The sequence below is a fragment of the Streptomyces sp. NBC_01352 genome, assembly GCF_036237295.1.
Taxonomy (GTDB): Bacteria; Actinomycetota; Actinomycetes; order Streptomycetales; family Streptomycetaceae; genus Streptomyces; species Streptomyces plumbiresistens.
In genome coordinates this window covers 9,123,463-9,137,102 of the sequence record NZ_CP108354.1, presented here as the reverse complement: position 1 = coordinate 9,137,102, position 13,640 = coordinate 9,123,463, and the positions used below count along the sequence as shown (strand labels likewise).

Below are 13,640 nucleotides of genomic sequence, written 5' to 3'. Positions count from 1 at the left end.
ACCGCATATCTCCCCCTGCTCCGCCCCTGGAACCAGCACGAACCAACACAAGCTCGCCGTCAGCAGCAACCACGCTAACGCCTGTCGGCACCTGATCCACCACGAACCTCGGCCTGTCACCCGCATCCGACACAGATGGAAGGGAATGTCCTCGATGAGCCGATTGACGAAGTGACCGGTGGGATCGGTGAGATGCCGACGACAGGGCCTCAAGGCGAACGAACCGTGACATCGGACAGGCGGCGCACCACTGCCGGTCCGCCTACGGACGAGGAACAGCCGCTCCCCGCCCGAGGGTTCGCCCACGGTGCCGCCGCCCGGCCGGTCAGGCCGTCCGGCGCTCCGGTTCCCCGTGCCCCTGCCAGAACCGTGCGAGGCCGACGAGGGCGACTCCCGCCGCGGCCACGGAGGTCAGCATGATCAGGGCCATCGGGAGCGAGCTGTCCTCTCCGAAGAGGCCGACCAGCGGCGCGGCGAGGGCGCCGAAGAAGAACTGGAGTCCGCCGAGGAGTGCGGAGGCCGCGCCCGGGGCGGTCCGGCCGACGGCCTGACCGATGCTCATACCGGCCGGGAAGACCAGGCCGATCCCGGTGACCGTCACGAACAGGGTGATCCAGGTGCCCGCCAGCGTCTCGCCCACGGACACGACCAGCAGAACCTGACCCAGAGCGCCCAGCACGGAGACTCCGACACCGGCCGCGAGGAGGGTGTTCAGCCGTACGCCCCGCCCGGCCAGCCGGGCGAAGACGGCTCCGGCGGCCAGCATGCCGACCGCGTTGGTGGCGAAGATGAGGGAGTACGTCGTCGACGACACGCCGTGCAGGTTCTCGAAGACGAAGCTGGAGCCGCTGATGTAGGCGAACAGCGCCGCCGCGACGAGGGCGATGACGAGGACGTACCCCATGAACTCCCGGCGGCCGAGCAGCACCCCCATGGCGCGGAAGGTGCTCGTGAGCCCGCCGGCGTGACGCCGCTCCGGCGGCAGGGACTCCGGCACGGCCCGTACGACGGCGAGCAGCAGCAGGACGCCCAGCACGGTCAGTACGGCGAACACCGCGCGCCAGGTGGACACGGCCAGCACCGCTCCGCCGAGCACCGGCGCGGCGATCGGCGCCACCCCCATGACCTGGGAGAGGACCGCGAAGTAGCGGGGCAGTTCGGCGCCGTGGAAGCGGTCGGTGAGCACGGCCCGGGCGAGGACCATGCCCGCCGCGCCTGCCACGCCCTGCAGGAAGCGGGAACCGGTCAGCAGGGTGACGTTCGGGGCGAGGGCGCAGAGGACGGAGAAGAGCACGAAGCCGGCCGAGCCGGATATGAGCAGTCTGCGGCGGCCGAGCCCGTCGCTGAGCGGACCGATGACCAGCTGCCCGACGACGAGGCCGGCGAGGAACGCGGTCATCGTGAGCTGTACGGCCGAGCTGCTCGCGCCGAGGGCGTCGCCCATGGCCGGGAAGCCGGGGACGTACATGTCGGTCGCGAGCGGGGCGACCGCGGTGAGAGCGCCGAGGACGGTGACGAGGGCGGCCGTACGGCCGGCGGGGGCGGGGGCTGTGGCGGCGGAGGTCGGGACGGTACGCGAGGGGGACGGGGATACCATGAGCGAAACGATAACCAATAGTTCACTGGTTAACAAATAGTAAGAGAAGGCGAGCCTCATGTCCTTCCCCGCCGACATCCGCGCCGAGTGGTCCCGGCACAACCCCGGCCTCGACACGTCCCCGATGGATCTGGTGGCCCTCCTCAAACGCGCCACCGGCCTCCTCGACCGCGCCGTCGAGCCCCTCTACGAGGGCGCTCCGCTCACCGCGCCCGAGGTCGACATGCTCATCCCGCTGCGCCACGCCACCGACCCGGTCATCGCCCGCCGCCTGGCCACGAACCTGGGTCTGTCCCGCGCGGGCGTCAGCAAGACCCTCGCCAAGCTGGAGAAGCGCGGGTTCATCTCCCGGGCCCCGAACCCCGCCGACCGCCGAGCCGCGCTGGTCACCATCACGCCCGCCGGCGCCCAGGCCGTCGACGACCTCTTCCCCCGCCAACTCGCCGCCGAGGTGGGGCTGCTGGCCGGGCTCGGGGAGGACCGGGAGTGGGTGCTCAAGGCGCTGGGGCGGCTGGTGGAGGCGATGGAGGCGCACACGTCGGCGCGGCCAGGGGTCGACTCCTGAAGGTCACGGGCCCCCTCGAAGGTCACGCGCCCTCTTGAAGGTCACGCGCCCTCTCCTGAGGCTCACGCGTCCCCTCCTGGGCTCACGCGTCCCCGTACGCCTCCCCGCCCAGGTCGAACCCGGCCGTCCCCGCGGTGGCGTCCGCGAGCCAGGCCCGGAAGGCCTCGACGTCGGTGTCCGGCAGGCCGATCTCGATCGTGACCGCCTCGCCGTAGCGCACGTCGCGTACCTCGCGGCCGGTCGCGCGCAGGTCGTTCTGGATCTTGCCGGCGCGCTGGTGGTCGAGTGTCACCGTGGCCAGCCGGAAGCGGCGGCGGGTGATCGTGCCGACGGCGTCCAGGGCCTCGCCGACCGCTCCGCCGTACGCCCGGATCAGGCCGCCCGCGCCGAGCTTGACGCCGCCGTAATAGCGGGTGACGACGGCGACGACGTACCGCATGTCACGGCGCAGCAGCATCTGGAGCATGGGGACGCCGGCGGTGCCGCCGGGTTCGCCGTCGTCGCTCGCCTTCTGGATCGCGGCGTCGGCGCCGATGACGTACGCGAAGCAGTTGTGCGTGGCGTCCGCGTGCTCCTTGCGGATGCCCGCGACGAAGGCCTGGGCCTCCTGCTCGGTGGCCGCCGGGGCGAGCGCGCACAGGAAGCGGGAGCGGTTGACCTCGGTCTCGTGCACGCCCGCGCGGGCGACTGTGCGGTACTCGTCCGGCATCCGGCCACCCTATGCGCAGCGATCCGCCTCCCGGTCTTCGGCCGTCTCGCGGTCACTTCTTCTTGCCGCGCGCCACGATCACGTCCGTGAGCAGGGCCGTGCCCGGGGCGAGGTCCTGCCAGTCGGTGCCGCGCCAGGCGAGGACGGCGATCGCCGAGGTCGGGAACTTCAGCCGGACCTCGTCCAGCGCGTGGTCGAGGCTGTCCCCGGCGAGGGCGAGGACCAGTTCCTCCAGGCCGGGGTTGTGCCCGACGAGCAGCAGCGTCTCGACCTCGGCCGGCACCTCGTGCACGACGGCCAGCAGCTCGGGTACGTCGGCCGCGTACACCCGCGCGTCGTGCCGCACCGGCGGCGGGGTGCCCCACTGCGCGGAGGCCAGCTCCCAGGTCTGCCGGGCGCGTACGGCGGTGGAGCACACGGCGAGGTCCGGCAGCAGGTCGGCGTCGGCGAGGGCCCGGCCCGCGGCCGGGGCATCCCGGCGGCCGCGCGGGGCGAGGGGGCGTTCGTGGTCGGGGACGCCGTCCGGCCAGGCGGACTTGGCGTGCCGCAGGACGACCAGGTGCCGCAGCGGACCGGCTCCCGCCCGCGCGATCATGGCGTCGATCCCACGTCGCGGGTGAGTTCGACACCGAGCAGCCGGTCGGCGTAGGCGTACGTCTCGAAGCGGGCGCCCTCCGGCAGGTCCGAGGTCTCGACCGACCCGAGGACCCGCAGCACCGCGCACACGTCCAGGTCGTCCTCCCAGGCGGTACGGAGCTGTGCGCGCACGTCCTCGGGGATCGCCCGCGAGGGCCTGCGCGCCCAGTCGGCGACCGCGCGGCGCCACCGTGCGAGGTTCTCGCGGGCCTCCTCCAGAGCATCCGCGTCGAGCCGCACGGGCTCGTCCCGTCGCTTGGAGAGCAGCGCCAGGCGTACGACGGCGGGGTCGGCGCCCTCCGGGAGTGCGGCCGGCGCCCGCTCCACGGGGGCGACGGTGATACGGACGCCGTCGGGGGCGGGCCCGCCGTCCGCCACCACGTGGATGACCTGGGCCTCCCCCAGCCCCGCCGAGACGTCCCGGCTGTCCTCGAACGGCCGGATGCCGAGAGTCGCCGCGGCCGCCCGCAGTTCCGCCTGCTGCCGCTCCCCGGTCAGCAGCGCCCAGACGGGCGTGCCGCCGAGTTCGAGGGCCCGGAACAGGACGTCGGCGACGAGCAGCACACGCAGGGCGGTCGTGTCGTAGCCCTCCGTATGGACATGGACACGGGTCAGCCCCCGGCGGGCGGGAGCGGCTTCGGCGGGCTCGCCGGTACGGGCGTCGATGATGCGGAGCACGGGGTGAGCGTAGGCGTGCGGCGAGGACCGCGCCACCGTCGGCCCGAACACGCGTTCAGGCCAGCGTGCCCAGAAACCGCACATGGGGCCGCTCTTCCGGCCCCTCCCGGGTCACCGCGGCCCGTACCCCGTACACCTCGGCGATGAGCCGCTCGGTCAGAACGTCGCCCGGGGCGCCTGCCGCCACGACCCGGCCCGCGTGCAGGACGAGCACCTGGTCGCAGTACATCGCCGCGAGGTTGAGGTCGTGCAGGGCGACGACGGTGGTGACCGGGAGGGCGGTGACGAGGGCCAGGAGGTCGAGCTGGTGGTGGATGTCGAGGTGGTTGGTGGGTTCGTCGAGGAGGAGTTCGCGGGGTTCCTGGGCGAGCGCGCGGGCGATCTGCACCCGCTGGCGTTCACCGCCGGACAGGGTGTGCCAGGGCTGGTCGGCGCGGTCGGTGAGCCCGGCGCGTTCCAGGGCGGCCCGCACGGCCCGCTCGTCGTGCGCGGAGGCGGGCGTCCAGGCGCGGCGGTGCGGGACGCGTCCGAGCCGTACGACGTCCAGGACCGTCAACTCGGTCTGGGTGTCCGCCTGTTGTTCGACCACGGCGAGGCGCCGGGCGACCTCGCGGCGGGGCAGTGCGGGCAGTGCGGTGCCGTCGAGCGTGACGACACCGGTGCTCGGCGCGAGCAGGCCGGCCAGCAGCCGCAGCAGCGTGGACTTTCCGGAGCCGTTGGGGCCGAGGAGTCCGACGGTCGAGCCCGGCTCGGGGGCGAGGGTGACGCCGTCGAGGATGAGCCGGCCGTCGGCGCGGCGGCTCACGCGGTCGGCGTGGAGGCCGGTGGCTTCGGCGTGGACGCCGGTGGCTGTGGGGTGGAGGCCCGTGGCTGTGGCGGCGGGCGCCTCGGGCTCGGTGGGCGAGGTCTCCTTCACCGCACCCTCCGCGTCCGGTACAGCACCGCCACGAAGGCCGGCACTCCGATCAGGGACGTCACGACGCCCACCGGCACCTCCTGCGGGTCGAGGACCGTGCGGGCCAGCGTGTCGACCCACACCAGGAAGACCGCCCCGGCCAGCGCGGTGACCGGCAGCAGCCGGGCGTGGCCCGGGCCGACCAGGGCGCGGGCGGCGTGCGGCAGCACCAGGCCGACGAAGCCGATGGCCCCGGCCGAGCTGACCAGCGCGGCCGTGAGCAGCGCCGTGACACACAGCAGCACCAGACGGGTACGGGCCACCGACACCCCGAGCGCGGCCGCCGCGTCCTGCCCGAAGGCGAAGGCGTCGAGGGTGCGGGCGTAGGACAGGCACACCACCAGCGCCACGGCCAGGACGGCGAGGCATATCCATACGTCGGTCCAGCCCGCCCCGCCGAGCGAGCCGAGGAGCCAGAACAGGACGCCCCGGGTGGTCTCCGCGTCGGCGGCCGTCATCACGACGAACGAGGTCAGCGCGGAGAAGAGCTGCATGGCGGCGACGCCCGCGAGGACGACCAGGTCGGTGCTCCCGCCGAGCGTGTGGCTGAGGAACAGCACGAGCGCGAACGACAGCAGGGCACCGAGGAACGCGCCCGCCGGGACGGACAGCGCGCCCCCGCCGACGCCCAGCACGACCACCAGCACGGCCCCGGTCGACGCGCCCGAGGACACCCCGAGGACGAACGGGTCGGCGAGCGGGTTGCGCAGCAGCGACTGCATCACCGCGCCGCACACGGCGAGTCCGGCGCCGCACACGGCCGCGAGGAGCGTGCGCGGCAGCCGGAGCTGCCACACGATGCCGTCCCGGATGGGCGTCAACTCCGAGGAGCCGAGGCCGAGATGGGCCGCGACGACCGACCACACGTCGGCGACCCGGAGGTCGGCCGGGCCGATGGTGATGGCGACGGCGAGGGAGCCGCACAGCAGGACCGTCCCGGCCGCCCCGAGCAGGACCGACCGGGCGGTCACTTCACGAGCCCGAACTCGCGCAGCCCCGCCGCGACCCGCTCCACGCCCTCGATCGTGCGGATGGTCGGGTTCATGGCCTGCCCGCTGAGCAGGACGTACCGCTGGTGCCGTACGGCGGTCATGTTCCTGGTGACCGGATCGGACTCCAGGAAGGCGATCTTCTTCTCGGCCGACTCGGCGGTCTGCGACCTGCGGGTCAGGTCGCCGATGACGAGGACGTCGGGGTCGCGGTCGGCGACCGTCTCCCAGTTGATCTGCGGCCATTCGTCGTGCGTGTCGTCGAAGACGTTCTTCGCGCCGAGCGCGCGCGTCATGACACCGGGAGCGCCGCAGCAGCCCGCCATGTAGGGCGACTCGGAGTTGGCGAACCAGTACAGCAGGGTCACGTCCGAGGCGTCGATGCCCGCGGTGGCCTTCGCCATCCGCGCCTTGAGCTCTGCGACGAGCTCCTCTCCCCGTTCCTTCACCCCGAACACGGCGGCCAGGTCCCGGACTTCGCCGTAGACGGTCTCGGCGGTCAGGGGATCGGTCCGTGCGCCGTCCCCGTCGCCGGAGTTGTCCTTGCCCGCGCAGTCGGACGGGGAGACGTAGGTGGGCACGCCGAGCTTCTCGAACTGGTCCCGGGTGGCGACGCCGCCCTTGCCCAGCGTGGAGACGAAGGAGGCGGCGACGAAGTCCGGTTCGGCGTCCAGGACCCGTTCGAAGGACGGATTGTTGTCGGCTATCCGCGCCACCTTCGCGTTCGCCTTCTCCAGCCCCTTCATCACGGGGTCGGTCCAGGTCGCCGTGCCCGCCATACGGTCGGCGAGCCCGAGGGAGAGCATGATCTCGGTGGTGCCCTGGTTGAGGGAGACGGCCCGTTCGGGCGGGGCCTCGACGCGTACCGTACGGCCGCAGTTGTCGAGGCTGACGGCAGCCGTCGTGGCGGAGGTGCCGGCGTCGCCGCAGCCGGCCAGGAGCAGGGAGGCGGCCGCGAACAGGGCGGAGGGACGGGCAAGACGTGCTGTCTGCACGGAAGTTGTTCCTCGATCGTCGAGGGCTCGAACGCGGAGCCCGGTCGTACGGTGCTCCCCCGCCGTACGTCACCGCGGGGGCCGCCAGCAGGTCTTCGGACTCGGGATCATCCGGTCGGGGCGCCTTCCCAGACGACACTCGAGTCGTCCAGTGGCCGAGGCCCCGCCCGTCACCCTCACCGCTGCGCGTCAGCTCCGGATTCGCACCGGATTCCCTGACCCACGTCTCATGGGTTCGACTGGCCTCGGCAAGCTATCACGGTGGGGAATCGCCGATCGCGGTGCGCTGTTGTGCGAGAGGTCAGGGCATACGCGACCCCCCAAGGAGACCCACGGTGTACGGCGACGAGGCAACGGTCCGCAAGATCCTCACCGGGCTCGGCGACACGTGGGCCGTGGTCGGCCTGTCGTCGAACCGGCAGCGCGCCGCGTACGGCGTGGCCGAGGTGCTCCAGCGTTACGGCAAGCGGGTCGTGCCCGTGCATCCCAAGGCGGAGACGGTGCACGGGGAGCGGGGGTACGCCTCGCTCGCGGACATCCCCTTCGACATCGACGTCGTGGACGTGTTCGTGAACAGCGACCTCGCCGGGGCCGTCGCCGACGAGGCGGTGGCGAAGGGCGCGCAGGCGGTCTGGTTCCAGCTCGGGGTCGTCGACGAGGCGGCGTACGACCGCACTCGGGCCGCGGGGCTGGAGATGGTGATGGACCGCTGCCCGGCGATCGAGATTCCCCGCCTCGGCTGACGGACAGTCCGTAATTCCTGAAACGCTGTCCAGGAAATCCCCGTACGCCAGTCAAAATTCGACAACCGCCTTCAGCGGAGCAGCGCCCGATTCCTAATCTGAGGCCTCTTGCATGGTGAATGCATCTCCTTTATGAGAGGCCCCCTAAGAAATGGTAAGCGTTGACCAAGCCGCCCCGGAGGACACCAGGGGCCCGGGCGGCGGCCTGCGGCGGGACGTCGGACTGATCGGGCTCATGTGGGCGTCGGTCGGTTCCATCATCGGATCCGGCTGGCTCTACGGAGCGGAAAAGGCGGTTACCGCGGCCGGCCCCGCAGCGGTCATTTCCTGGGTGATCGGCGCGGTGGCCATCGTCCTGCTGGCACTGGTGCACGCGGAACTCGGCGGCATGTTCCCGGTCGCGGGCGGCACCGCACGATATCCGCACTACGCGTTCGGCGGCCTGGCCGGCATGTCCTTCGGCTGGTTCTCCTGGCTGCAGGCGGCGACCGTGGCACCGATCGAGGTCGAGGCCATGATCGGCTATGCGGGGCACTGGTCCTGGGCCCGGGGTCTCGAACACGGCGACCAGACGCTGACGGCCTCCGGCCTCGTCACCGCCGTCTTCCTGATGGCCGTCTTCGTCGCGGTCAACTTCTTCGGCGTCCGCGCCCTGGCACACACCAACAGCGCGGCCACCTGGTGGAAGATCGCCGTGCCGCTGGGCGCCATCTTCGTCATCGCCGCGGGCAACTTCCACCCGGGCAACTTCACCTCGGAGGGCTTCGCCCCGCTGGGTGCCAAGGGCGTGCTGAGCGCGATCAGCGGCAGCGGCATCATCTTCGCCCTGCTGGGCTTCGAGCAGGCCATCCAGCTGGCGGGCGAGAGCCGCAACCCGAAGCGGGACCTGCCGCGGGCCACCCTCGGCTCGGTCGCGATCGGTGCCGTCATCTACGTCCTGCTGCAGATCGTGTTCATCGGCGCGCTGCCGCACAGCTCCTTCGCGCACGGCTGGGCCGCGCTCGACTTCCCCGGCATCAGCGGCCCGTGGGCCGGACTCGCGACCCTGGTGGGCCTGGGCTGGCTGAGTGTGGTGCTGTACGTCGACGCGGTGATCTCGCCCGGCGGCACCGGCCTGATCTACACCACCGCGACCTCCCGCGTCTCCTACGGCCTGGCCAGGAACGGGTACGCGCCGAAGGTCTTCGCCCGCACCGACAGGCGGGGCGTGCCCTGGTTCGGGCTGATCGTCGCCTTCGTGACCGGCGTGGTGTGCTTCCTGCCGTTCCCGAGCTGGCAGGAGCTGGTCGGCTTCATCACCTCGGCGAGCGTCCTGATGTACGCGGGCGCTCCGCTGGCGTACGGCGTGTTCGCCGACCGGCTGCCGCACCACCAGCGCCCGTACCGGCTGCCCGCCGGCAAGGTGCTCTCGCCGCTGTCGTTCGTGGTGGCCAACCTCATCATCTACTGGGCCGGCTGGGACACCCTGTGGCGGCTGGGCATCGCGATCGTCCTCGGCTACGTACTCCTGGGCGGCTACGCCTGGTTCGCCACCGCCATGGGCCGTCCCGACGCACCCCGGATGGACTTCAGGGCCGCCCAGTGGCTGCCGGTCTACCTGCTGGGCATGGGCGTCATCTCCGCGGAGGGCGGTTTCGGCGGACAGGGCAACATCGGCCTGTGGTGGGACATCCTGGTCATCGCGGTCTTCTCCCTGGTCGTCTACTACTGGGCGCGGGCCTCCGCCTCCCGGGCCGAGGAGATCGAGCGGAGCATCGACGAGGTGATCGTCACGGAGGCACCCGCACACTGAGCCGCACAACCGCTCCCCGCCCGCGCGAAGCACCCACATAATGTTCGGGTGACCTCCACTCCCCACCCCAACTCCGTTGCCCCGCAACGCTTTCCGGTCGTCGTCGTGGGCGCCGGGCCCGCCGGGCTCACCATCGGCAACATCCTGCGGGCCGCCGGCGTCGACTGCCTCGTCGTCGAGACGGAGACACGCGAGTTCATCGAGCAGCGGCCCCGGGCGGGCGTCATCGAGGAGTGGGCCGTGCGCGGCCTCCAGCAGCGCGGTCTCGCGGACACCCTGCTGGAGCGGGCTCAGCTGCACACCGAGTGCGAGTTCCGCTTCGGCCAGGAGCGCTTCCGCTTCTCCTACATCGAGCTGACGGGTACTCACCACTTCGTCTATCCCCAGCCGTTGCTGGTGACGGACCTGGTGCGCGAGTACGCGGACGTGCGGGGCGGGGCGGCCCGGTTCGGCGTCCGGGACGTCCAGTTGCACGACCTCGACACGGCCAACCCCTCGGTGTCGTACCTCGCGGCCGAGACGGGCGAGCGGGAGGTCGTCGAGTGCGACTTCGTGGCGGGCTGCGACGGGGCCCGCGGGGTGACCCGTACCGTCCTGCCCGAGCACGCGCACATCTCCCGGCACGACTACGGCATCGGCTGGCTGGCCCTGCTCGCCGAGGCGCCGCCGTCCAACGACTGTGTCGTGTTCGGCATCCACCCCGACGGCTTCGCCGGCCACATGGCCCGCAGTCCCGAGGTGACCCGCTACTACCTGGAGTGTCCGCCCGGCGACGACCCGGAGAACTGGTCGCACGAACGCGTCTGGTCACAGCTCCGGGAGCGCCTCGCGGCGACGGACGCCGGCCCCCTCATCGAGGGACGGCTGATCGAGAAGCGCGTCCTGGACATGCACAGCTCGGTCGTCGAACCCATGGTGTTCGGCCGCCTCTTCCTCGCCGGGGACGCCGCCCACCTGACCGCGCCCATCGCCGCGAAGGGCATGAACCTGGCCCTGCACGACGCCTTCCTCCTCGGTGACGCCCTCGTCGGCTACCTGACGAAGGGCGACGAGACCGGCCTGGACGGCTATTCGGAGGCGTGTCTGCGACGGGTGTGGGACTACCAGGAGTTCTCGCAGTGGCTCTCCGAGGTGTACCACGGCACCTCGTCGGGCGACGCGTATCGCGCGGGCACCACCTTCGCCCGGCTCCGCCGCCTGTTCACCTCGCCCGCCGCCGCGGCGGCCTTCGCCGAGCAGTACCTGGGTACCGCCACCGCCTACTGAACCGGACCCGCCGCGTCCGTCAGTCGTGCAGCGGCCGGTCACTGAGCCGGTGGTCCGCCACGTTCAGCGCCTCGTCCAGCAGCCGGCGCAGATGGCCGTCGCGCAGCGAGTAGATCACCCGGCGGCCCTCCTTGCGCGTGTTCACCAGCCCGGCCAGCCGCAGCCGCGCCAGATGCTGGCTGACGGCCGGCCGCGCCGCCCCGCACGCCTCCGTGAGCGTGGTGACATCGGCCTCCCCCGCGGTCAGCGCGTGCAGCAGGGTGAGCCGGGTGCGGTCGCCGAGCAGGGCGAGCAGCTCGGCCGCGAGCGCGAACTGTTCCTCGCCCGGGGTGCGCGGGTGCGCATCGGTCGCAGGTGGTAGGTGCATGCGTGCGCTCATACGCACATAATGGCCTCGTGGGCGTCGCGCGTCCACTCCCGGCGCACGGAAGGGGATCCACGTGAGCGACCGGCACGAGCACGAGCACGGACATCGTCATGACCACGAACATGGGCACGGACATGGGCACGGACACGGGCACGACCACCGGCCCACCCGCTCCGGTCTCCGCGACCGTCTGCCCCACCGCCTCGCCCACCTCCTCACCCCGCACTCCCACGAGACCGCCGACAAGCTCGACTCCGCCCTGGAGTCCTCGGCCCGCGGCATGCGGGCCCTGTGGATCTCGCTGGCGGTACTGGGCGCGACCGCTCTGGCGCAGGCGTTCGTGGTGGCCGTCTCCGGGTCGGTCGCGCTGCTCGGCGACACGGTGCACAACACCGCGGACGCGCTGACGGCCGTACCACTGGGCATAGCGTTCGTGCTCGGGCGGCGCGCGGCCACCCGGCGGTTCACGTACGGCTACGGCCGGGCGGAGGACCTCGCGGGCATCGTGATCGTGCTGACGATCGCCGCGTCCGCGGCCTTCGCGGGGTGGGTGGCGATCGACCGGCTGCTCGATCCGCGCCCTGTCCACCATGTGCCGGCGGTCGCGGTGGCCGCGCTGGTCGGTTTCGCGGGGAACGAGTGGGTGGCCCGTTACCGGATCCGGGTGGGCCGCGACATCGGCTCGGCCGCGCTGGTCGCCGACGGACTGCACGCCCGCACGGACGGATTCACGTCACTGGCCGTGCTGTTGGGTGCGGGTGGCTCGGCGCTCGGCTGGCAACTGGCCGACCCGATCGTGGGCTTGGCCATCACCGCCGCCATCACGCTGGTCCTGCGGGACGCGGCGCGCGAGGTGTTCCGGCGGGTGATGGACGCCGTCGACCCGGCCCTCGTGGACCGGGCCGAGCGAGCGCTGCGGGAGGTCGAAGGAGTGCGCGCGGTGGGCGAGTTGCGGTTGCGCTGGATCGGGCACCGGCTGCGCGCCGAGGTGGCGGTCGTGGTGGACGGCGAGGCGACGGTACGCCAGGCGCACGGCATAGCCGTGGACGCCGAACACGCGCTGCTGCACGCCGTCCCGCGCCTCACCGCGGCCCTGGTGCACGCCGACCCGGCACCGGTGCCGGGCGAGGCGGATCCGCACCACGCCCTCGCCCACCATGCGGCGGCCTGAGCGTCAGGAAACCCCCAGCCCCTCCAGCACCACCGCACCCGGCAGCTCCGCGAACGCCTTCCCCGGCACCAGCAGCTTGCCGCGTCGTCGTCCGCTGCCGACCAGGACGTACGGCAGGTCGACGACGGCCGAGTCCACCAGCACGGGCCAGTCCTCGGGCAGTCCGATCGGCGTGATGCCGCCGTATTCCATGCCGGTCTCCCCCGTCGCCATGTCCATCGAGGCGAACGAGGCCTTGCGGGCGCCGAGTTGGCGGCGCACGACGCCGTTGACGTCGACCCGGGTGGTGGAGAGCACGACGCACGCGGCCAGGGTGCTCTCACCGCCGCGCTTGCCCGCGACGACCACGCAGTTCGCGGACTGCTCGAGCAGCTCCCGCCCGTAGTGCTCCACGAAGACGGCGGTGTCGGCCCACTGTGGGTCGGTCTCGACGTAGACGATCTGCTCGGCGGGGACGCTGCCGCTCCAGTCGCGTACGGCGTCGGCGACCGGCCGGATCAGCTCGTCGAGGCAGTCGGGGGCGGGTGCGGCGTGATCGAAGTGTCCGATGGGTGCGTCCATGGCGGCACGCTAACAAAGCCGCCCGGCCGCCTCACTGCACGGGCGGGACGGAGACGGCCATCAGCATCGCCATCGGGACGTCGCCCTGATTGCCGTAGGTGTGCGTGGTGTTGGCCTCGAAAGAGGCGGTCGCGCCCGCCGGGACGCGGTACTCCACGGCGTCCACGGTGAGCGTCAGTTCACCCGCGGTGACATGGACCAGCTCGGCCGTGCCGGTGGGATGCGGGTCGGAGGTGCTGCTCTCACCCGGCATCAGCCGCCACTCCCACAGCTCCAGCGGGCCGGGCGCCTCCGTTCCGGCGAGGAGGAGGTTGTAACTGCCGGCGTCGGTGTGCCACAGCCGCACGGCCTGGTCGGCGGGAACGACCCGGACCTTGGGCCCCTGCTCGTAGTCGAGCAGGGTGGTGATGCTGATCCCGAGCGCGTCGCCGATCTTGACGACCGTGCCGAGGCTGGGATTGGTGCGGGCCTGCTCGATCTGGATGAGCATGCCGCGGCTGACTCCGGCCCGGGCGGCGAGTACGTCCAGGGTGAAGCCGCGCACCGCGCGCCAGTGCTTGACGTTGCGCGCCAGGGACTGGGTCAGCAGGTCGAGGTCCGACACATTCCGTCCAAG

15 protein-coding genes and 1 riboswitch are annotated in these 13,640 nt (G+C 72.2%); of the genes, 5 read left to right on the top strand and 10 right to left on the bottom strand.

The window, feature by feature from the left end:
- Positions 1–325 precede the first annotated feature (325 nt).
- Entirely contained in the window at positions 326–1,597 is a 1,272-nt protein-coding gene (locus OG252_RS41960; protein ID WP_329342753.1) for a multidrug effflux MFS transporter, read from the bottom strand.
- 58 nt (positions 1,598–1,655) lie between these two features.
- On the opposite strand from OG252_RS41960, the gene OG252_RS41955 reads away from it, so the two are divergent.
- Positions 1,656–2,162, top strand: coding sequence for a MarR family winged helix-turn-helix transcriptional regulator (locus OG252_RS41955; RefSeq protein ID WP_329342751.1), 507 nt, complete (start codon positions 1,656–1,658; stop codon positions 2,160–2,162).
- An 82-nt stretch (positions 2,163–2,244) separates the two neighbouring features.
- Here OG252_RS41955 and OG252_RS41950 read toward each other — a convergent pair whose 3' ends face one another.
- The 6 genes from OG252_RS41950 to OG252_RS41925 all read right to left on the bottom strand — a co-directional run bounded on the left by OG252_RS41950 (position 2,245) and on the right by OG252_RS41925 (position 7,124).
- On the bottom strand, positions 2,245–2,871 hold the full coding sequence (locus tag OG252_RS41950; RefSeq protein ID WP_266443569.1) for a YigZ family protein: 627 nt from the start codon (positions 2,869–2,871) through the stop codon (positions 2,245–2,247).
- 52 nt (positions 2,872–2,923) lie between these two features.
- Complete coding sequence (locus tag OG252_RS41945) at positions 2,924–3,466, bottom strand: SixA phosphatase family protein (protein WP_266443566.1); 543 nt, start codon at positions 3,464–3,466, stop codon at positions 2,924–2,926.
- Positions 3,463–4,185 carry a hypothetical protein gene (locus OG252_RS41940; protein ID WP_266443563.1) on the bottom strand — a complete coding sequence of 241 codons (723 nt, stop codon included), beginning with the start codon at positions 4,183–4,185 and terminating at the stop codon, positions 3,463–3,465. The genes OG252_RS41945 and OG252_RS41940 overlap by 4 nt, the downstream gene beginning before the upstream one ends.
- A gap of 55 nt (positions 4,186–4,240) precedes the next feature.
- Positions 4,241–4,990 carry an ABC transporter ATP-binding protein gene (locus OG252_RS41935; protein WP_266448772.1) on the bottom strand — a complete coding sequence of 250 codons (750 nt, stop codon included), beginning with the start codon at positions 4,988–4,990 and terminating at the stop codon, positions 4,241–4,243.
- Positions 4,991–5,097: 107 nt separating this feature from the next.
- A complete protein-coding gene (locus OG252_RS41930) occupies positions 5,098–6,111 on the bottom strand; it encodes a FecCD family ABC transporter permease (RefSeq protein WP_329342747.1) in 1,014 nt (337 codons plus the stop codon).
- On the bottom strand, positions 6,108–7,124 hold the full coding sequence (locus OG252_RS41925; protein WP_329342745.1) for an ABC transporter substrate-binding protein: 1,017 nt from the start codon (positions 7,122–7,124) through the stop codon (positions 6,108–6,110). The genes OG252_RS41930 and OG252_RS41925 overlap by 4 nt, the downstream gene beginning before the upstream one ends.
- Before the next feature lie 69 nt (positions 7,125–7,193).
- Positions 7,194–7,383: riboswitch (cobalamin riboswitch) on the bottom strand.
- 76 nt (positions 7,384–7,459) lie between these two features.
- On the opposite strand from OG252_RS41925, the gene OG252_RS41920 reads away from it, so the two are divergent.
- The 3 genes from OG252_RS41920 (at position 7,460) to OG252_RS41910 (ending at position 10,925) form a co-directional block, all read left to right on the top strand.
- Positions 7,460–7,867 (top strand): CoA-binding protein, encoded by a 408-nt coding sequence (locus OG252_RS41920; protein ID WP_329342743.1) that lies wholly within the window; start codon positions 7,460–7,462, stop codon positions 7,865–7,867.
- 151 nt (positions 7,868–8,018) lie between these two features.
- Positions 8,019–9,659 (top strand): APC family permease, encoded by a 1,641-nt coding sequence (locus OG252_RS41915; RefSeq protein WP_329342742.1) that lies wholly within the window; start codon positions 8,019–8,021, stop codon positions 9,657–9,659.
- A gap of 48 nt (positions 9,660–9,707) precedes the next feature.
- Complete coding sequence (locus tag OG252_RS41910; protein WP_329342740.1) at positions 9,708–10,925, top strand: 4-hydroxybenzoate 3-monooxygenase; 1,218 nt, start codon at positions 9,708–9,710, stop codon at positions 10,923–10,925.
- Between the two features lie 19 nt (positions 10,926–10,944).
- Here OG252_RS41910 and OG252_RS41905 read toward each other — a convergent pair whose 3' ends face one another.
- On the bottom strand, positions 10,945–11,304 hold the full coding sequence (locus OG252_RS41905; protein ID WP_329342738.1) for an ArsR/SmtB family transcription factor: 360 nt from the start codon (positions 11,302–11,304) through the stop codon (positions 10,945–10,947).
- 61 nt (positions 11,305–11,365) lie between these two features.
- On the opposite strand from OG252_RS41905, the gene OG252_RS41900 reads away from it, so the two are divergent.
- The gene (locus OG252_RS41900; protein WP_329342737.1) at positions 11,366–12,463 is read left to right on the top strand and encodes a cation diffusion facilitator family transporter; all 1,098 of its coding nucleotides are present in this window, start codon (positions 11,366–11,368) and stop codon (positions 12,461–12,463) included.
- A gap of 3 nt (positions 12,464–12,466) precedes the next feature.
- Here OG252_RS41900 and OG252_RS41895 read toward each other — a convergent pair whose 3' ends face one another.
- Positions 12,467–13,024 carry a YbaK/EbsC family protein gene (locus OG252_RS41895; protein ID WP_266443542.1) on the bottom strand — a complete coding sequence of 186 codons (558 nt, stop codon included), beginning with the start codon at positions 13,022–13,024 and terminating at the stop codon, positions 12,467–12,469.
- 31 nt (positions 13,025–13,055) lie between these two features.
- Positions 13,056–13,628: a helix-turn-helix domain-containing protein gene (locus tag OG252_RS41890; RefSeq protein ID WP_266443540.1), complete on the bottom strand. Its 573-nt coding sequence runs from the start codon at positions 13,626–13,628 to the stop codon at positions 13,056–13,058.
- Positions 13,629–13,640: the final 12 nt, after the last annotated feature.

Coding starts and splice junctions, on each gene's coding strand:
- OG252_RS41955 (WP_329342751.1), top strand. CDS start 1,656: ATGTCCTTCCCCGCCGACATCCGCGCCGAGTGGTCCCGGCACAACCCC.
- OG252_RS41905 (WP_329342738.1), bottom strand. CDS start 11,304: ATGAGCGCACGCATGCACCTACCACCTGCGACCGATGCGCACCCGCGC.
- OG252_RS41945 (WP_266443566.1), bottom strand. CDS start 3,466: ATGATCGCGCGGGCGGGAGCCGGTCCGCTGCGGCACCTGGTCGTCCTG.
- OG252_RS41895 (WP_266443542.1), bottom strand. CDS start 13,024: ATGGACGCACCCATCGGACACTTCGATCACGCCGCACCCGCCCCCGAC.
- OG252_RS41915 (WP_329342742.1), top strand. CDS start 8,019: ATGGTAAGCGTTGACCAAGCCGCCCCGGAGGACACCAGGGGCCCGGGC.
- OG252_RS41960 (WP_329342753.1), bottom strand. CDS start 1,597: ATGGTATCCCCGTCCCCCTCGCGTACCGTCCCGACCTCCGCCGCCACA.
- OG252_RS41950 (WP_266443569.1), bottom strand. CDS start 2,871: ATGCCGGACGAGTACCGCACAGTCGCCCGCGCGGGCGTGCACGAGACC.